The sequence below is a fragment of the Brevibacterium sp. R8603A2 genome, assembly GCF_023072605.1.
Classification (GTDB): Bacteria; Actinomycetota; Actinomycetes; order Actinomycetales; family Brevibacteriaceae; genus Brevibacterium; species Brevibacterium pityocampae.
Genome location: NZ_JALLGN010000010.1, coordinates 109,557 through 125,527, shown reverse-complemented (window position 1 = coordinate 125,527; position 15,971 = coordinate 109,557). Strand labels below are relative to the sequence as shown.

Sequence of the window (15,971 nt, the reverse complement as noted above, 5' to 3'; positions counted from 1 at the left end):
ACTCGGTGTACAAGGCCGAACTGATCGACCGGCGGGAGTGGTCGGGAGTGATCGAAGTGATGGCCGAGACGTCGAAGTGGGTGGCTTGGTACAACCACGTCCGACTGCATTCGGCGCTGCACTACCGACCGCCGATCGAGGCGCATTCTGATTGGATCAAACAGCAGACCACTACAGGCGTGGCCGCATAGGAAACCAAGAAAAGAAGCCTCTACCAAACCCAGGGCTTGACAAACTGCTCCGCCGCATGACCACGATTCCGCCACCCCACCCGGACCCCGATCTCGCCGACCGTCATGTCCGACTCCCGCAACAGCCGAGCCATCTCCCGCACCCGCAACCGAGCCAGCAACATGATCGGCGGGACGCCGAACTGCTCCACGAACAGGCCCCCGAGCCGCGACGGCGACAGATGGGCATCCTGTGCGAGTTCGGCCAAGGTCCACCGGTGAGCGAGATCAGCTCGCATCCGAATGACCGTGTCACGGATCTCTGTCCTGGTAGGGCCGAGGCCAGAGTGCTCTGTGGCCGTCATCGGGGCAACTCGCTTCGCTGTCCACAGCACGGGCATTCCAGGCTTGCTCGTTGGGTCGCGGTACGTCGATACGCGGATGGGCTGACCCCGACGATGGTGGTGAACTGTCGTGCGGCGTGGCCGCGGCTGCGCCACCCGACCTGTGTCATGGCGACACCGACCGGAAGATCAGTCTCTATCAGGAGCTCGGCCAGTCTGTGGGCGCGAAGGTGAGCCAGGTACTGGATGGGAGGCATCCCGAAACGTTGGCTGAAGGCCCTGCCCAATTGTGACGTGGACAGGTGCACGAGGTCGGCAAGGTCACGAAGTCGCCAATCCCGTCCGGGGTCTTGAGCGAGGAGCCGTGCTGCATGGTGTACGGCTGTCTCGGTCCAGCACGTATGGCTGGGTGTGGTCTCGTCCGGGCAGACTCGCCACGAGGGGTCGATGCTCATCGCCGCCGCCTTCCTGAGGACGACTGCGTGCGGTGGGGCGGTGGCGAGGAGCCTGTGGTCTTGAACAAGTCCACCCATGCCTCGACGGGCAGGTCCTTCGGCAGTCCGGCAGCGTTCACGCCCTGGCGTGTCAGCCACGCCTGTGCCGCCTGTGGCGAGCCGAGCGAGGTGTTGCGTGCGAGGATCTGGGCCAGCCCACGTCCGGGACCGGTGTAGACGCGGTGGACCAGGGCGTGGAACTGGCGTCGCCGCGCCGGGGGCAGCAGCGGGTGTTCGCGGCGGTGGATGGTGAGGATTCCGCCGTCGACGCCCGGACGTGGGGTGAACGCGCGAGCGGGAACACGACTGTGCAACGTGAAGGTGAACCAGGGCGCCCATTGCGCGGTCATCATCGTGGCACCGCCGACGCCCGCTCTGCGCCGCGCAACTTCCCATTGCACGAGCACGATTGCATCGGTCCATGCCGGGGCATGCAGGATGCGTCGCAGCATGGCCGTGGTCTGGTGAAACGGCAGGTTCCCGACGAGCACATGCGCCGATGTTGGAAGCCGGTAGTCCAGGAAGTCGTCGGCGACGACCTCCACGTGCGACGGCAACCGCTCGGCCAGGCGTTGGGCGAGCCGGGTGTCGATCTCGACGGCTGTCACCGGTGGCCCGAGCTGGGCCAGCGGGGTGGTGAGTGCTCCGTCACCGGGGCCGATCTCGATGATCGGGCCATCGGTGGCGGCCACGAGCCGGGTCATCGTGGCAATGATGGATGGGTCAGTCAGGAAGTTCTGGCCGTGCTCATGACGGCCACCTCGATAGATAGGCACTGTTTGCTCCGTGGTTGTTGCGGAGCCGGGCACGCTGAAAGAGCCGCCCGGCCGTGATCACCGGGGCGGGAGCAACAACCTGTGGAGGGTGCTCGCCGCTGTTAGCGCTGCGCAGACGCAGCGAAGCAGTGCCGTAAACCAACATGCCAACCAGCGTAGGTCACCCCACCGCCACTCGGCGACCCAATAACCCGTCCATGCGTCAAAGACGCGCAGATCCGTATCACCACAGGCCAGAACCGACTTGCAGGCCGTCCGTGCCCGACGAACCTCCACCTCCGCGAGTGATCCCATAGAGCTGCCACGCGTCTTGCAGATCGAGGACTGGCGCCCCCTGGGTGCCCCGATGATGCTGCACCGGGTGGTCGCTGAAGATGGCTGCATCGACCGGAACCGACCTGGTCGGCACCTCGATCTGCAAGAGGCGTGACGTTGCTGAGCTGAGAACGAGACGAAGAGCTGTATTGAGCTTCCTGCACACCAAGTCTGAGGGGATACTCCTCTTGGAGCCCGCACAATGCCTGCAACGAAGTCGCCGGAGTGCCTGCTGGTGATGAAGCTGCACGTCTCCCGGGATGAACGTGACATCGAAGACGCCGCGGGGCTGTTCGTCCGGCTCGACTACACCACCGCACAAGACTGTATCGACGTCCTAACGGCCACCAACCCGGTGGGTCAATTGCTGTTCAGGCCCGCTACGTCGCCGAAGACATCGCAGGCTGCGTCAAAGTTCCGCGCGTCGGCGAAGGCGATGCGCCACCGTTGACCGCGGGGCCAACCGTGCTCCGGGAGCCGGTCTGGCTCGTGGACGAAGTCCGGCAACGGCGGACGACGGTCCGGGCTTCTGTCGGGCTGCGTCGCGATCGGAGGATTGGTCACTCTGGCCCGGTCCCTAGCCGGGGTCAGCCTCGTTTCAGCCATGAGGCGTAGAAGCGCCAAAGCTCATCGACGCAAACCGTTCGGGAAGCTCCCGAACGCGTCTTGGCGTGCACATCCGCGAGCGTACATCGAAGCTGCTGCAGCGTTGAGCAGGGCAGCTGCTTCCTGCCTTCACAACTTCGGAGGGCACGATGGCTCCTCCGTAGTTCACCAGAACGCGGTACTTCTTCTCCCATGGTTCTGTTGATCAGTGCACTGTTGAAACAATCAAGACGCTCCGAGTGGTCCGTCTCCTGACCACCACCACAGCGATACCCCTGTTGCCAACTCCAACTCTGATGCTAGGCGGGCGTGAGATGTCACTGCTGGAAACCTAGCGTGTGCGCCAGGCAGAGTCGGTGACGCCTCGGCATGTCATGCCCTAGGTCAGAAGTTCGGATGTGCCGGATCGTGCGATAGAGAACTTCAAACACGCTGAGGCGGATCAATCTGTTAGACTCGGAACGTGATGACGATGAGAGGAGAGTTTTGATGGGGTTCGAGGTGTTCGACAAGCGCATGGCGCCGCTGGCGAAGGCTCCAAGCGTGACGATCCAGAAGAGAGGTATCTTCTCGATCAATCGCGTAGCTCACAAGCTGATTGAAGAGCCGGAGACGGTGGAACTGTTGTTCGACAAGGAGAACAAGGTTATCGCTCTGCGCCCTTCAAAGGAGCCTCACGCGTACTCGATTCGTCCGCAGTCGTCGCGGGACACTGGCCAGGTCATCTTGTCAGCAACCGCTTTCACTCAGTATTACGACATCGACACAAGCGTCAGCCGACGGTACAAGCCGTATGAGCAGGACGGCATGCTCTGCATCGATCTGACGGGGCCGAGTGCGGAGGTGCGTGGCAACCGTGCCAAGCGTGTAGAGCCAGCGGACTCAGAGGAGCCCGATGCGCGCTAGCTATAGAAGACTCTGGCCCGACCCCGGTGGTGCGGGATCAGGCCAGTACCGGCCCGAGGGCGCGGTGATGACTTGCTCAGTCACCTCTAGCGTACCGAAGTTTCCTGAGACGCGCTGTCTCTGCTTCTTCCTCGGGCTCCAAACCCAGGGAAGGAGGGCGTCATGCCCACCATCACCACCCACTACGGGATCACGGGTCCCGTTCCGTTCGTCGATGTGGAGGTCACGGCTGACAACCGTCTCTACGTCGACCCTCATGCGATCCGGCTGCGGAGGACACCCCAGCCGTTCGCCAATCAGGCGCTGGAGTGCGTCGACACGTTCACCCGCCAGGTGACTGACAGCATCATCAAGGGGGCCGGGGCTACCGGCCGTCGGGGCGAAAGGCTGTTGCAGCGTTTCGTCGAGCCATGGGAGACCCGGCTCGGAATGTCTGCAAAGGGCTTCCACGGCCACGGGGGCGCTGACGTCGTCGGCACCTGGATCTGGGACGTGCTCAACAACGACGTGGAAGCGTTGGTTCGCGTTGGGATCCTCAAACAGATCGAGGACCTTCCGCTGTTCGTCGAGGGCGTGGATCGCGACATTACCTCCGACATCACCACGCGCATCATCTTCGGGCCGCTCGCGCAGTTCACCCAGCTGATGATCGACACGTATCCACAGTTCAACTCTGCTGGACACAAGACCCAGGCGTACCGCAAGCAGATCTGGAATCCGATCATCGGTGACTGGGACGAAGCGGACATGACACTCCCGGTGGTGGACGGAAAGCCGCTCGTGCTCGTCCCCCGGGAGTGGGCCCGCCCGACTCTCCTCATGTCCGCTACGCGCTACTACGAGACAAGTGTGTTGTCGTTTGCGCAGTTGGAGCAGGCGGTGAGGGCGTCGGATGGCAGGTTGATCAAGACCCCCAAAGATCGGCTCAAGAAGCAGTCGGGTCTCGGCCGCGGACGTGGCACCAACATGCGTATCACCATGCGGGCCTTCGACAACGCCGAGGATCTGCTCGCCACATTCAAGGCGTTCGTGGCCGAGCGTCTGGATAAGAACGACTCCGACGGACGGTCGGCCGCGTAGAGCACAGTGAAGGCGGTGAGGGTGCAGTAGCCGCCGGCATCCTCACCGCCGATACCTTGTCGCCGCAGCCTGTTCGGTGCGACGCACCGCCCGCCCAGGCTTACGAGTTCTTCGTCTGCTCCCATACCGTCACCCGGTGCACGCCGAACCGCTTCGCGATCGACAGGACGCTCTCTCCGTTGGTGCGGGCGGTTCGGATTGCGTCCACTTCTTCCGGCGTCAGTGGTGTTCGGGACCGTCGCGTTGGGTTCGAGACCGCCCCCGGCTCGGGCTCAGTCACCAACGGCCGTGCGCTCACGATGCCCGGTTTCGCCTGCTCCCACGCGGCACTCAGTCGCTCCAGCCGCTCCCACGTGTTCGGGCTGAGTCCACCGGCGTCCACCGTAGTGAACAGCAGAACGGCCCCGCCAACGGCGGGGTCTTTCTCATTCCCCGACCGTTCGCAGCTCGCACCGTCATCCCCCGGAGGAGCATCTCCATGACCGATCTTCTCGATTCCGCGAGCACGCTGCTGGGCTATGGCGCGCTGCTCCTCCCCGGCCTGCTCCTCCTCGGGGTGTGCTTCTGGCTGGCGCGTGCGGACCGCGACCCGCTCCTGCGCATCGTCGTCCTCATCTGCGACGCGATGACTCCCACCCGGCTGTGGGAGTTCGGACTCGTGGGCGACTTCGTGCCTGGCTGCGCATGACCGACGACCCTGTGGTGCTCGTGGCATTCGGTCTCAGCAGCATCCTCCTGGTCCTCGCCACCCTGCGCGACACGCGCCTGCGGTCGCTCGTGCAGTGGGGGACGCCGAATCCCAGCACCCTCGGGCTGTGCATCCTCGGCGGGATCCTCGCCGCGGCTCCCATCCTCGCGGTGTCGGCCGCAGCTCCGCTGGAGGAGCGCGGCGGCGCGGTCGCTCTCGGCGTGCTCCCCGCCCTGGCGTTCATGGCGCTGGCCGGCAACCTCGGCGAGGAGGTGTTCTTCCGGGGCTACCTGCAGGGGCGGCTCGAGACCGCCATGCCGGCCGTGCGTGCCGCGCTGCTGTCGGCCGTCATCTTCGCGGCCTGCCACGCCTACCTCGCCACCACCGTGACCGACGTCGGATGGCCGCTGCTGGCATTCACCCTCTGGGAGGGTCTGATCTGCGCGTTCCTCCGCCTGCGCCGAGGCGTCATCCCGGCGGCGATCGCCCACGGCCTCGCGATCTTCCTCCTCAGCAGCGGGCTGGTCTGACGCAAGAGGCCTGCCGGGGTGCGCCGCGGGCACGGCAGTGCTCCTCGGGCCGACGGCGTTGGCCGCCGGCCCTCGGCACGGGGTCGATCGTCAGCGGGATCGCGCGAGTATATCGCGCGCTATACTCGGGTCATGGAAGACCTCAGATCTCGTCGAGTGCAGGCGGGACTCACCCAGGCGCAGCTCGCCGAACGTAGCGGTGTGCCGCAGCCGAACATCGCCGCCTACGAGCGAGGCCGGCGCCGCCCCTCAGCGGCCACCGTCGAGCGCCTGGACTCGGCACTGCGACCTTCCGCTCGCGCCGCTCTGGCCCACCATCATGACGCGATCCTGACCGTGCTCAGGGAGCACCGTATGAGCAATCCCCGGGTGTTCGGTTCCGTCGCCCGCGATGAGGATCATCCTGGCAGCGACATCGATCTGCTCGTCGATGCAGAGCCCGACCTGGACCTGCTCGACATCATCGATGCCGCAGAGCTGCTGGAGGAGCTGCTGGGCAGAGGCGTGGACATCATCACCTCGCGCTCGCTCCGTGCTGATCACGAGATCGCCCGCGCTGCGGTGGCATTGTGAACCCACCGCTGACCGCTGGGATCCGCCGCGGACTCGAGGACATCATTCGGCTGTGTCGTCGCGCGGAGGCGCTGGCGGCCCGGGGCCGGGAGTGGTACGACAGCGACCCTGAGCTGGGCGTACCGCACCTCGCGGCAGACTCCCTCGTACTCAAGCTGGGAGAAGCGGTCCGCCGACTGCCCGAGGACTTCCTGCGCGACCGTGCCGAACAGCCCACCTGGCGCCGTGCCGTCGGGATGCGAAACCGGCTCGCCCACGAATACGACGCGGTCGACTACGAGATCGTGTGGCAGGTTATCTCGGTGCACGCCGCCGACCTGCGTCGCCACGTCGAAACCCTGCTCGAGGATCGCGAGGACGACCCGGATCAGTAGTCGGCTGATCCGGCAGTCCCGTTCGGTTCGCTTGTCGGTCTCACCCTACCGGCGGGTTCGGACACGGGTGGTCCGGCGCCCGGTCCGGATCAGCCCCGGCCCGCCCCGCGTGCTCGACCAGATGCTCCGCTACCGCCTCCGGCGCACCGTCCACACCCCGCGGAAGCCGGGGAAGGCGTTGACGTCGACGACGACCGGGCCGCGCGGGCCGATGACCCCGTCGACGCCGGCGAGGTGCATCCCGAGGCCGGCCGCTGCATGCCGGGCGAGGGCGGCGAGATCACCGTCTACGGCGAAGGGTTCACCTTCGGTGGTGTGCTCGTGGTCGAGAGTCGAGGGCTTGAGCAGCCCGCTCACCCACCGGCGACGTAGGCCTTGCGGTCTCTCCCGTCGTGCTCGATCCAGTCCTCGACCAGCTGGGGGCCGTCCATCGGGGGATCCGCAGGCAGCGGGTCCGACAGCACACCGCGCCTTCTCCCACCGCCGTGGACGGCCTTGACGACGACGCGGCGGTTGCGGGAGTCCGCGAACACCTCGGTCCAGGATCCCCGCACATCACCGCCCAGCGGCGGCGAATGCCGCGATCAGGTGCCGCGACTCCTCATCGAGTGACATGCATCACTTCTATCGGTGCGGATGGAACCCGTCAAGCGTTCGGGCATGCGCCGCCCACAGTCCTCACGTCCCGCAGAAGGTCCGGTAGGGTGCGAAGTCCTCGGGCGCCGGCAGCGCGTACCGCTCGAGACCCGGGCGCTCGGTGTACGGATCCGTCACCACCTCGAGGAGCCGGGTGAACGGCTCCATGTCCCCGGCCTCCCCGGCGGCGAGCGCCTCCTCGACGAGGTGGTTGCGAGGGATGTAGACCGGGTTGACCCGCCGCATGAGCGCGGTATCCGGATCGAGCCCCTGCCAGGTCGCGAGCCAGTCGACGAACTCGGGGACGTCGGCGAGCATCTCGGTGACGACGCTCGCGTCGGCACTGCCCTGGCCTGCACGACTCGCGTCAACACCGCCCGCCTCGGGGCCGCCGCCGGCACTGCCCGGACCAGCCTCACCCGCGTCCGCCAGACCCCGGAAGAATCCCGTGTAGTCCACCCGGTGGTCCCGGAGCATGAGGAGGATCGCGTTGATCGCCTCGCCCGCGGACTCCTCGGACACCGCGTCCCGGAACCCGAGCTTCTCCCGCATGCCGGCCGTCCACGCCGCGCTGTAGCGGGCGCGGAACCCGCCGAGCACCTCCTGCGCGACCGCGATCCCCGCCTCCTGGGCCTCACCGAGCAGGGGGAGGAGCGCCTCGGCGAACCGGGCGAGGTTCCATTCGGCGATGAGCGGCTGGTTCGCATACGCGTAGCGCCCGCCGGTGTCGATCGAGCTGTACACGGTCGTCGGGTCGAAGGCGTCCATGAACGCGCACGGACCGTAGTCGATCGTCTCCCCGGAGATCGTCATGTTGTCGGTGTTCATCACCCCGTGGATGAATCCCACGAGCATCCACCGCGCCACGAGCTCCGCCTGCGCCGCGACGACGGCCTCGAACAGGCCGAGGTAGGGGTCGGCGGCCGCGCGTGCCTCCGGGTGGAGCCGGTCGATCGCGTGATCGGCGAGCCGGCGCAGCAGCGCGTCGTCGCCGGACAGCCGGGCGAACTGGAAGCTGCCCACCCGAACATGACTGCGCGCGACCCGGGCGAGCACCGCACCGGGCAGCGCCCGTTCGCGGCGCACCCAGCCGCCCGTCGCGACCACCGCGAGCGCCCGCGTGGTGGGGATCCCCAGTCCGTGCATCGCCTCGCTCACGAGGTGCTCCCGCAGCATCGGCCCGACCGCGGCGAGCCCGTCCCCGCCGCGAGCGAAAGGCGTGCGCCCCGACCCCTTGAGATGTATGTCGAGCAGTTCTCCGCCGGGCCCCGCCGCCTCGCCGAGCAGCAGGGCCCGCCCGTCGCCGAGGCGCGGGTTGAGCGTCCCGAACTGGTGCCCGGTGTAGGCCTGGGCCACCGGCTGCGTCCCGGCCGGCGGCGCGGTTCCCGTGAGCAGACCGAGTCCGGCACTCGAGCCGCCTCCGTCCGGGCCGCGCAGCGCCTCCGGGTCGAGGCCGAGCTGCGCGGCCAGCGGATCGTTGAGGACGAGGAGTCGGGGCTCGGGCGGCTTCGCGGCCTGCCACGGCACCGCGAGCTCCGGCAGCTCGTCGGCGAAGCGGTGGGAGAGCGTGATGCCTGCGTCCGCGCCGGTCACAGCAATCCCTCCTCCGTCAGCCAGTCCCCGGCGATCGTCGACGAGGGCAGCTCGTCGGTGACGCTGCGTGCGTTGAGATCCCGGAGCACCTCGGTGGTGAGCGCCGCGCTCACCTCGTCGACGACGGCTGCTGCGTCCTCGGACACGTTCTCGCCGGCGATCGGCACGACCTGCGAGGTGAGGAACAGTCCCTCCGGGTCCTCGAGGACGACGAGGTCGTTCTCGGTGATCGACGGGTCGGCGGTGTAGACGATCGCGAGCTGGATGTCGCCGTCCTCGAGCGCCTTGACGGTGAGCGGACCGCCGCTGTCCTCGATCGGGGAGAAGCCGACGTCGATCCCGTAGGCCTCCTTGATGCCCTGCGGTCCGTTCGGCCGGTTCTCGGCCTCCGAGTTCGCGCCCAGCGTGAGGTCCTCGTCGACCTCGGCGAGGTCCGCGATCGTGGTGAGATCGTGCTGCTCGGCGAACTCGCGGGTGACGACGTAGGAGTCCTGGTCGGTCGCCGGTGCTTGGGCGAGGGCGCGCAGGCCGTCGGGCATGGCCTCCTGCAGGGCGCTGTAGACCTCCTCGCCCTGGCGCGCCGGGGTGTCGGACTCCCAGTACTGGAGGAGCGGGCCGGAGTACTCGGGGAACAGATCGATCTCCCCGGCCTCGATCTCCGGCAGGTACACCTCCCGCTGCCCGATCTGGTACTGCCGGTCCACGGACTCGCCGGCAGCCTCGAGGGCCTGGGCGTAGGCCTCGGCGATGATCTCGTTCGAGTAGTAGGCCTGCGAGCCGATGACGATCGTGTCGCCGCCTCCGCCGCCGGTGCCCCCGGAGCCCGTGGTGTCCTCGGCGAGCGGGTCGCCCCCGCACGCGGACAGGGTGAGCAGGCCGGCGGCGGTGAGCGCGGCGAGCAGGGTGAGCGGTGTGCGATTCATGAGGAGGTCCTCTCCGGTGCGGGATGGGCGATGCGGGTGCGGGCGAGGCGCTGGGCGGCGCCGAGCAGGAGTTCGAGGAGGAGGGCGATGACGGCGACGAGGAGCGCACCGGCGAGCATCTGGTCGTACTCGCGGGACTTGAGCCCGGAGAACAGGTAGCGGCCCAGCCCGTAGTCGGCGGTGTAGGCCGCCAGCGTCGCGGTCGCGACGACCTGGAGGGTCGCCGCACGGAGCCCGCCGAGGAGCACGGGGGAGGCCAGCGGTACCTCGACCCGGAGGATGACCTGGGCGGGGCTCAGCCCGATCGCGCGGGCGGAGTCCGGGATGATCGGGTCGATCGACTGCACCCCGGCGTAGGCACCGGCGAGCAGGGAGGGCACGGCGAGGACGACGAGGGCGAGCAGCGGCGCCTCGAGTCCGATGCCGAGCGCGAGGCCGAACAGGGTGAGCAGGCCGAGCGTGGGGATCGCGCGGGCCGCGCCGGTGAGCGCCCCCACGACCCCGGCGCCCCGGCGGGTGTGGCCGATGACGATCCCGGCGGGCATCGCGAGGACCGCGGCGATGAGCACTGCGAGGAACGAGATCCACAGGTGCTCGACGATCCGCACACCGACGGCGTTCGGGCCCGTCCAGTGCGCGGGATCGGCGAGCCAGGCGAGGGCGTCGAGGAAGAGGTTCATGGGCGGCTCCCCGCTCCGGCGGCCCGACGGTGGGTGCCGCGGCCGGCCTTCGTGCGCGCCCACGGGGTGAGCGCCTGGCCGAGGAGCAGGAGGAGGCCGTCGAGCACGAGCGCGAGGACGACGGTGGCGAGCACCCCGGTGACGACCTCGGCCGTGATGCCGCGCTGGAAGCCGTCGGTGAGCAGGGAGCCGAGGCCGGGCACCCCGATGAGCGCACCGATCGTCACGAGGCTCACGGTGCTCACCGTGACCACCCGCACGCCGGAGAGGAGCACGGGCACCGCGAGGGGCAGGTCGACCCGCCAGAACACGCTCGAGCGCGAATGGCCGAGCGCGATCGCCGCATCGCGGGTGCGGGCGTCGACGGCGGCGAAGGCGTCCGCGGCGGTGCGGACGAGCAGCGCGACGCCGTAGACGGTGAGCGCGACGATCATGGTCGCCCGCGAGCGCAGGGGCAACCCGAGCACGGCGGGGATGATGATCAGCAGCGGCAGCGCGGGGATCGCGTACATGAGCGAGGCGGCTCCGAGCAGCGGGGACCCCAGGCGCGGGCGGGAGAACGCGAGGCGCCCGATCGGCACTGCGATGAGCACGCTGAGGAGGATCGCGGGGATGCTGAGCACCAGGTGGGCGCCGGTGAGATCGACGACCTGGGGCCAGTTGTTGGCCAGCCAGTTCATACCGGCTTCTCCGTCGCAGTCATTCGAGGACCCCCACCGGCCGCCCGGTGGCGTCGATCGCGATGGTGCGGCCGTCGACGACCTCGGTGCGCAGCTGCCGCTCGCCGCGGTCGGCGCCGATGAAGCCCCGGAGGAAGTCGTCGGCCGGGGCGGCGAGGATCTGGGCGGGGGTGCCCTGCTGGGCGATCCGACCGCCGTCGCGGAGCACGACGACCTCGTCGCCGAGCCGGAACGCCTCGTCGATGTCGTGGGTGACGAAGAGGATCGTCTTGCCGAGCTCGGACTGGAGGCGCAGCAGCTCGTCCTGGAGCTCGCGGCGCACGATCGGGTCGACGGCGCCGAACGGCTCGTCCATGAGGAGGATGTTCGGATCCGCGGCGAGCGCCCGGGCGACCCCGACGCGCTGCTGCTGGCCGCCGGAGAGCTGGCCGGGATAGCGGATGCCGATCGCCGGGTCGAGGCCGACGCGGCGCAGCAGCTCGCCGGCCTCGTCGCGGGCCTGCTTCTTCCCCTGCCCCCGGAGGACGGGCACGGTGGCGACGTTGTCGAGCACGGTGCGGTGGGGGAGCAGGCCGCCGTGCTGGAGCACGTAGCCGATCGAGCGGCGCAGCTGAACCGGGTCGACGCTCTGCACGTCCGTGCCGTCGATGAGCACCCGACCGCTCGTCGGCTCGACCATCCGGTTGACCATCCGCATGAGGGTGGTCTTGCCGGAGCCGGACGAACCGACGAGCACGACGGTGCGGTGCGAGGGGATGGTCAGCGAGAAGTCCGTCACGGCCGCGGGCGCACCGGGATAGGTCTTGGAGACGGATTCGAACTCGATCATGGCGCCACCGCCCGGGGGTTGTCGACTGGAGCGCCGGCGGGCCGAGGGCGGGGAACTCGCCCTCCCCGGTCATCCGGCTCGGTTGCGGCAAGTCTACGTGACGGAGCCGGGGAGAACAGAGGGGGTCCGCTCGACCGCTCAGGCGCCGAGGCCGTCGACGAGGATGCGGTAGACGTCGTCGGCGGCAGTGTTTTCGTCGACCCCGCGGGCGATGAGCTCCATCCCGGCCCCGATCATGCCCTGTACCAGGGGCGCGCGTCGGTGGGCCTCCTCGATCCCGAGGTCCTCGATCTTCTGGCCCCAGCTCTCGATCGCGACGAGCGCGAGGAGCTTGACGGTGATCTTCGTGTCGTTTACCTCGCTGCCGATCGGGTGCTGGAGGCTGACGAGGAGCGCGCCGGTGATGAGCATCGTCCACGCGCCGTGCATGAGCGGGGCGACGATCCGGGCCCGCGCCTCCCGCATCGCGAGTGACTGCATGATCACCCCGCCGAGCAGTGCCGCGATGCCGATGAAGTGCACGACGGGGATGACGTTCTCGAGAATCTCCAGGCCTGCCAGCTTGCTGACACGGTGTCGGATCGATCGATTTCCCGACACCGTGTCGGACCGCTCGGGCGCGCAGTGTGATGCCCTGGCCTCCGAGCAAACGTTCTGCTAGGCTCAGCGCACCACTGCATGGTTCCGAAGGAGTACCCATGACGCGCACCGACTGGCCCGCCGGACGCGGCGACCGCGCCGCTTTCACCCGGACCCACGGGGAGGAGCGCGCCGCGCGCTTCCTCACCGCGTTCCACGAGGGGGACCCCGTCGGCGACGCCCTGTTCACGGCCGACGTCCCCCGGGCCGCGCTCATGCGGCAGCTCCGCAGCGCGCTGCGCGCCGGGGAGGCCGCACCTGGTGACGCGCCCCAGGTCGCGGCCTTCCTCGACGACATGCGCGCGGCGGTGAGCGATGCGGACTGGGAGCAGATCGAGCGCGGCCGCCGGGTGTACCTCTCGATCCCCGTCCTCACGCACTCCGTGGCGCTCGGCCCCGGCTCGCTCGTCAACACTTACTCGAGCCCGGCGATCTCCACCGTGCTCGTGGGCACCGGTCGGCTCGTCGACGGGGCGCTGCGTCGGCTCATCGACACCCGCAACTGGAACTACCATCTCTATGCCGCCGGCGCGCTCGAGCCGGGCGGCGGCGGCTTCGAGCACACCGGGATGGTCCGGGCGATGCACGCCTACGCGCGCGCCCAGCATCTCGAGCGGCACCCGGACACGGGGGAGTGGGGCCTGCCGATCAATGCGATCGACATGCTCCGCACGTGGTTCGACTTCACCTACATCCCGTACCGCGGTCTGGCGGCCATGGGCTACGACCTCACGGAGGAGCAGATCCGCGACGTCTACGGGATGTGGCAGGTCGTCGGGCGGCTGCTCGGGATCCCCGCCGACCTCCTCGCCGGGCTCGACGACCACGAGTCCTCCGAGCCGATGGTGCAGGCGGTCGCCGCCGTCGCCGGGAAGCCCGACGACGGCTCGCGGGCGCTCGTCGACGCGCTCGTCGGGGCGACCGCCGCGCAGCTCGCGCTCGTCCTCGGTCTCCCCGAGGGGCCGCTCGTGGAGCGGACGCAGGCGCAGATCCGGATCATCCACGGCGACGAGCTCGCCGACTGGCTCGCGATCCCGCGGACCTCGATGCAGGTCGCCGAGCTCCTCCAGGTGCCGGTGGTGAGGCAGCGGTACGACTTCCTCCGGCAGCTGCCCGCTGAGCTCGAGCGGGAGATCGCGACGAACGAGGCGATGCTCACCCATCTCCTCGCCGCGACCGAGGACGGGAAGTCGGCCTACGAGACGGCGCCCGCCGGGGAGGAGACCGCCGCCTGAGCAGACGCGCCGGCTCCCCTCGGACCCGTGGCCGAGGGGAGCCGGTGTCGCGTGCGGTTCAGGCGGTGACCTGGCGCTTCGAGGAGATCACGCCGGTGTTGAAACCGGCGAGGTGAAGGCCGCCGTGGAAGCGGGCGTGCTCGATCTTCGTGCACCGGTCCATGACGACCTGCAGACCGCCGGCCTCCGCGATCGCCGCGGCCTCCTCGTTCCAGGAGCCGAGCTGGAGCCACAGAGTCTTCGCCCCGATCTCCACGGCCTCCCGGGCCACCCCGGGCAGGTCGTCGTGTCTGCGGAACGCGTCGACGATGTCGGGGACCTCGGGCAGGTCGGCGAGCGAGGGGTAGACGGGGTGCCCGAGGATCTCGTCGAGCACCGGGTTGATGAAGTACACCCGGTACGTCGAGGAGGACAGCAGATAGGTCGCCACGAAGTTCGAGGCGCGCGAGGGCTTGTCCGATGCCCCCACGATGGCGATCGACTCCGCGTCGCGGAGGATCCGCAGGCGTTCGGTGGCGCTGGGTCCCACCCAGGTGCGGGTCTCGATCATCGTGCGTCCTCTCGTTCCAGTCCGGTCGCGGCGGTGAGCGCCTGATCGAAGTCCCAGATGATGTCCTCGACGTCCTCGATGCCCACCGACAGTCGGATGAGATCCTCGTGGACGCCGCCGGAGGCGAGCTGCTCGGCGGTGAGCTGCTGGTGCGTGGTCGACGCCGGGTGGAGCACGAGGGTGCGGGCGTCGCCGACGTTGGCCAGGTGGCTGGCGAGCTGCGTGGCCTCGATGAACCGGGCCCCGACCTCGCGCCCGCTGAGCTCCGCGGTCGCGGTGACGCCGAAGGAGAACACCGGGCTCGTGCCCTTGGGCAGGTACTTCTGCGCGCGCTCGTAATGCGGGTGCGAGGGCAGGCCGGCGTAGTTGACGTAGGACACGCGGGGGTCGGAGTCGAGCCATTCGGCGACGGCCCGCGCGTTCGCCAGGTGGGCGTCGAGGCGCTGGGGGAGGGTCTCCACGCCCTGGAGGAGCTGCCAGGCCGACTGCGCGGAGAGGCTCGGGCCGATGTCGCGCAGCTGCTCGGAGCGCAGCCGGGTGAGGAACCCGAACTCGCCGAAGTTGTCCCACCACGACAGGCCGTTGTACGAGGGCACCGGCTCGGTCATCGCCGGGAAGCTGCCGTTGCCCCAGTCGAAGCGGCCGGACTCGACGACGACGCCGCCGAGCGTGGTGCCGTGGCCGCCGAGGAACTTCGTCGCCGAATGGATCACGATGTCCGCGCCGTGGTCGAACGGCCGGCACAGGTAGGGCGGGGTGAGCGTGGCGTCGACGACGAGCGGGATGCCGGCTTCGTGGGCGATCTCCGCGAGCGCCTCGAGGTCGCTGATCTCACCGGAGGGGTTGGCGACGAGCTCGCAGTAGAGCGCCTTGGTCTCCGGGCGGAGGGCGGCGCGGTAGTCGGCCGGGTCGGTGCCGGGGACGAACGTCGTGTCCACCCCGAACCGGCGCAGCGTGACGTCGAGCTGGGTGACGGTACCGCCGTAGAGCTGGGAGGAGGCCACGATGTGGTCGCCGGCCTGGGTGAGCGCGGCGAAGGTGATGAACTCCGCCGCCATGCCCGAGGCCGTGGCGACCGCTCCGATCCCGCCCTCGAGCGCGGCGATCCGCTCCTCGAACGAGGCGACCGTCGGGTTGCCGATCCGAGAGTAGATGTTGCCGTACTTCTGCAGCGCGAAGAGGTTCGCGGCGTCGGCGGCGTTCTGGAACACGAACGAGGTGGACTGGTAGATCGGCACCGCCCGGGAGCCGTGCATGGCGTCGGGGGTGCCCCCGGCGTGGAGCGCCAGGGTGCGGAAGCCGAACTGATGATCTGACATCGGGTGGGGGCCTCTTCCGGTTGGTCGGTGG

Annotated in this window: 21 protein-coding genes; 9 read left to right on the top strand and 12 right to left on the bottom strand. The window is 68.9% G+C overall.

Going from position 1 to position 15,971, the window contains the following annotated elements:
- Positions 1–191: integrase core domain-containing protein (locus MTQ12_RS11390; protein WP_247618703.1), on the top strand; the 191-nt coding region annotated here is incomplete at its 5' end.
- A gap of 20 nt (positions 192–211) precedes the next feature.
- Here MTQ12_RS11390 and MTQ12_RS11385 read toward each other — a convergent pair.
- The gene (locus MTQ12_RS11385) at positions 212–439 is read right to left on the bottom strand and encodes a helix-turn-helix domain-containing protein (protein ID WP_247618702.1); all 228 of its coding nucleotides are present in this window, start codon (positions 437–439) and stop codon (positions 212–214) included.
- Positions 440–965: 526 nt separating this feature from the next.
- Positions 966–1,784 (bottom strand): 23S ribosomal RNA methyltransferase Erm, encoded by an 819-nt coding sequence (gene erm, locus MTQ12_RS11380; RefSeq protein ID WP_187722554.1) that lies wholly within the window; start codon positions 1,782–1,784, stop codon positions 966–968.
- Positions 1,785–2,301: 517 nt separating this feature from the next.
- Between erm and MTQ12_RS11375 the strand changes: the two genes are divergently transcribed.
- The 7 genes from MTQ12_RS11375 to MTQ12_RS15250 all read left to right on the top strand — a co-directional run bounded on the left by MTQ12_RS11375 (position 2,302) and on the right by MTQ12_RS15250 (position 6,856).
- Entirely contained in the window at positions 2,302–2,550 is a 249-nt protein-coding gene (locus MTQ12_RS11375) for a hypothetical protein (RefSeq protein WP_187721659.1), read from the top strand.
- A 644-nt stretch (positions 2,551–3,194) separates the two neighbouring features.
- Positions 3,195–3,611 carry a hypothetical protein gene (locus tag MTQ12_RS11370; RefSeq protein ID WP_126041420.1) on the top strand — a complete coding sequence of 139 codons (417 nt, stop codon included), beginning with the start codon at positions 3,195–3,197 and terminating at the stop codon, positions 3,609–3,611.
- 162 nt (positions 3,612–3,773) lie between these two features.
- Positions 3,774–4,691, top strand: coding sequence for a hypothetical protein (locus MTQ12_RS11365; RefSeq protein WP_187721660.1), 918 nt, complete (start codon positions 3,774–3,776; stop codon positions 4,689–4,691).
- 478 nt (positions 4,692–5,169) lie between these two features.
- Positions 5,170–5,379, top strand: a complete 210-nt coding sequence (locus MTQ12_RS11360) for a hypothetical protein (protein WP_247618701.1) — start codon at positions 5,170–5,172, stop codon at positions 5,377–5,379.
- Positions 5,376–5,909, top strand: coding sequence for a CPBP family intramembrane glutamic endopeptidase (locus MTQ12_RS11355; protein ID WP_247618700.1), 534 nt, complete (start codon positions 5,376–5,378; stop codon positions 5,907–5,909). Before MTQ12_RS11360 ends, MTQ12_RS11355 begins: the two co-directional genes overlap by 4 nt.
- 132 nt (positions 5,910–6,041) lie before the next feature.
- Complete coding sequence (locus tag MTQ12_RS11350) at positions 6,042–6,482, top strand: XRE family transcriptional regulator (protein WP_137319484.1); 441 nt, start codon at positions 6,042–6,044, stop codon at positions 6,480–6,482.
- Positions 6,479–6,856: a HepT-like ribonuclease domain-containing protein gene (locus MTQ12_RS15250; RefSeq protein WP_247618699.1), complete on the top strand. Its 378-nt coding sequence runs from the start codon at positions 6,479–6,481 to the stop codon at positions 6,854–6,856. Before MTQ12_RS11350 ends, MTQ12_RS15250 begins: the two co-directional genes overlap by 4 nt.
- Positions 6,857–6,985: 129 nt before the next feature.
- Here MTQ12_RS15250 and MTQ12_RS11340 read toward each other — a convergent pair whose 3' ends face one another.
- The 8 genes from MTQ12_RS11340 to MTQ12_RS11305 form a co-directional block, all read right to left on the bottom strand.
- Positions 6,986–7,213: a hypothetical protein gene (locus MTQ12_RS11340; protein WP_247618698.1), complete on the bottom strand. Its 228-nt coding sequence runs from the start codon at positions 7,211–7,213 to the stop codon at positions 6,986–6,988.
- The gene (locus MTQ12_RS11335) at positions 7,210–7,410 is read right to left on the bottom strand and encodes a hypothetical protein (RefSeq protein WP_247618697.1); all 201 of its coding nucleotides are present in this window, start codon (positions 7,408–7,410) and stop codon (positions 7,210–7,212) included. Before MTQ12_RS11335 ends, MTQ12_RS11340 begins: the two co-directional genes overlap by 4 nt.
- A gap of 124 nt (positions 7,411–7,534) precedes the next feature.
- On the bottom strand, positions 7,535–9,085 hold the full coding sequence (locus tag MTQ12_RS11330) for a protein adenylyltransferase SelO (protein ID WP_247618696.1): 1,551 nt from the start codon (positions 9,083–9,085) through the stop codon (positions 7,535–7,537).
- Entirely contained in the window at positions 9,082–10,008 is a 927-nt protein-coding gene (locus tag MTQ12_RS11325; protein ID WP_247618695.1) for an ABC transporter substrate-binding protein, read from the bottom strand. The genes MTQ12_RS11330 and MTQ12_RS11325 overlap by 4 nt, the downstream gene beginning before the upstream one ends.
- The gene (locus tag MTQ12_RS11320) at positions 10,005–10,688 is read right to left on the bottom strand and encodes an ABC transporter permease subunit (protein WP_247618694.1); all 684 of its coding nucleotides are present in this window, start codon (positions 10,686–10,688) and stop codon (positions 10,005–10,007) included. Before MTQ12_RS11320 ends, MTQ12_RS11325 begins: the two co-directional genes overlap by 4 nt.
- Complete coding sequence (locus tag MTQ12_RS11315; protein ID WP_137319490.1) at positions 10,685–11,368, bottom strand: ABC transporter permease subunit; 684 nt, start codon at positions 11,366–11,368, stop codon at positions 10,685–10,687. The genes MTQ12_RS11320 and MTQ12_RS11315 overlap by 4 nt, the downstream gene beginning before the upstream one ends.
- A 19-nt stretch (positions 11,369–11,387) precedes the next feature.
- Positions 11,388–12,197, bottom strand: coding sequence for an ATP-binding cassette domain-containing protein (locus tag MTQ12_RS11310; protein ID WP_137319491.1), 810 nt, complete (start codon positions 12,195–12,197; stop codon positions 11,388–11,390).
- A gap of 138 nt (positions 12,198–12,335) precedes the next feature.
- Entirely contained in the window at positions 12,336–12,797 is a 462-nt protein-coding gene (locus MTQ12_RS11305; protein ID WP_247618693.1) for a hypothetical protein, read from the bottom strand.
- Positions 12,798–12,895: 98 nt separating this feature from the next.
- On the opposite strand from MTQ12_RS11305, the gene MTQ12_RS11300 reads away from it, so the two are divergent.
- Positions 12,896–14,071, top strand: coding sequence for an oxygenase MpaB family protein (locus MTQ12_RS11300; protein ID WP_247618692.1), 1,176 nt, complete (start codon positions 12,896–12,898; stop codon positions 14,069–14,071).
- Positions 14,072–14,129: 58 nt separating this feature from the next.
- On the opposite strand, the gene MTQ12_RS11295 is transcribed toward MTQ12_RS11300, so the two are convergent.
- Together MTQ12_RS11295 and MTQ12_RS11290 are read right to left on the bottom strand one after the other, a co-directional pair.
- On the bottom strand, positions 14,130–14,621 hold the full coding sequence (locus MTQ12_RS11295; RefSeq protein WP_137319494.1) for a CoA-binding protein: 492 nt from the start codon (positions 14,619–14,621) through the stop codon (positions 14,130–14,132).
- A complete protein-coding gene (locus MTQ12_RS11290) occupies positions 14,618–15,940 on the bottom strand; it encodes an O-acetylhomoserine aminocarboxypropyltransferase/cysteine synthase family protein (RefSeq protein ID WP_137319495.1) in 1,323 nt (440 codons plus the stop codon). Before MTQ12_RS11290 ends, MTQ12_RS11295 begins: the two co-directional genes overlap by 4 nt.
- Positions 15,941–15,971 lie beyond the last annotated feature (31 nt).

What these genes read in the sequence shown, in the direction of transcription:
- MTQ12_RS11370 (WP_126041420.1), top strand. Translation starts at nt 3,195, where the DNA reads ATGGGGTTCGAGGTGTTCGACAAGCGCATGGCGCCGCTGGCGAAGGCT.
- MTQ12_RS11350 (WP_137319484.1), top strand. Translation starts at nt 6,042, where the DNA reads ATGGAAGACCTCAGATCTCGTCGAGTGCAGGCGGGACTCACCCAGGCG.
- MTQ12_RS11320 (WP_247618694.1), bottom strand. Translation starts at nt 10,688, where the DNA reads ATGAACCTCTTCCTCGACGCCCTCGCCTGGCTCGCCGATCCCGCGCAC.
- MTQ12_RS11295 (WP_137319494.1), bottom strand. Translation starts at nt 14,621, where the DNA reads ATGATCGAGACCCGCACCTGGGTGGGACCCAGCGCCACCGAACGCCTG.
- MTQ12_RS11365 (WP_187721660.1), top strand. Translation starts at nt 3,774, where the DNA reads ATGCCCACCATCACCACCCACTACGGGATCACGGGTCCCGTTCCGTTC.
- MTQ12_RS11325 (WP_247618695.1), bottom strand. Translation starts at nt 10,008, where the DNA reads ATGAATCGCACACCGCTCACCCTGCTCGCCGCGCTCACCGCCGCCGGC.
- MTQ12_RS11375 (WP_187721659.1), top strand. Translation starts at nt 2,302, where the DNA reads ATGCCTGCAACGAAGTCGCCGGAGTGCCTGCTGGTGATGAAGCTGCAC.
- MTQ12_RS11355 (WP_247618700.1), top strand. Translation starts at nt 5,376, where the DNA reads ATGACCGACGACCCTGTGGTGCTCGTGGCATTCGGTCTCAGCAGCATC.
- MTQ12_RS11360 (WP_247618701.1), top strand. Translation starts at nt 5,170, where the DNA reads ATGACCGATCTTCTCGATTCCGCGAGCACGCTGCTGGGCTATGGCGCG.
- MTQ12_RS11315 (WP_137319490.1), bottom strand. Translation starts at nt 11,368, where the DNA reads ATGAACTGGCTGGCCAACAACTGGCCCCAGGTCGTCGATCTCACCGGC.
- MTQ12_RS11290 (WP_137319495.1), bottom strand. Translation starts at nt 15,940, where the DNA reads ATGTCAGATCATCAGTTCGGCTTCCGCACCCTGGCGCTCCACGCCGGG.
- MTQ12_RS11310 (WP_137319491.1), bottom strand. Translation starts at nt 12,197, where the DNA reads ATGATCGAGTTCGAATCCGTCTCCAAGACCTATCCCGGTGCGCCCGCG.
- MTQ12_RS11300 (WP_247618692.1), top strand. Translation starts at nt 12,896, where the DNA reads ATGACGCGCACCGACTGGCCCGCCGGACGCGGCGACCGCGCCGCTTTC.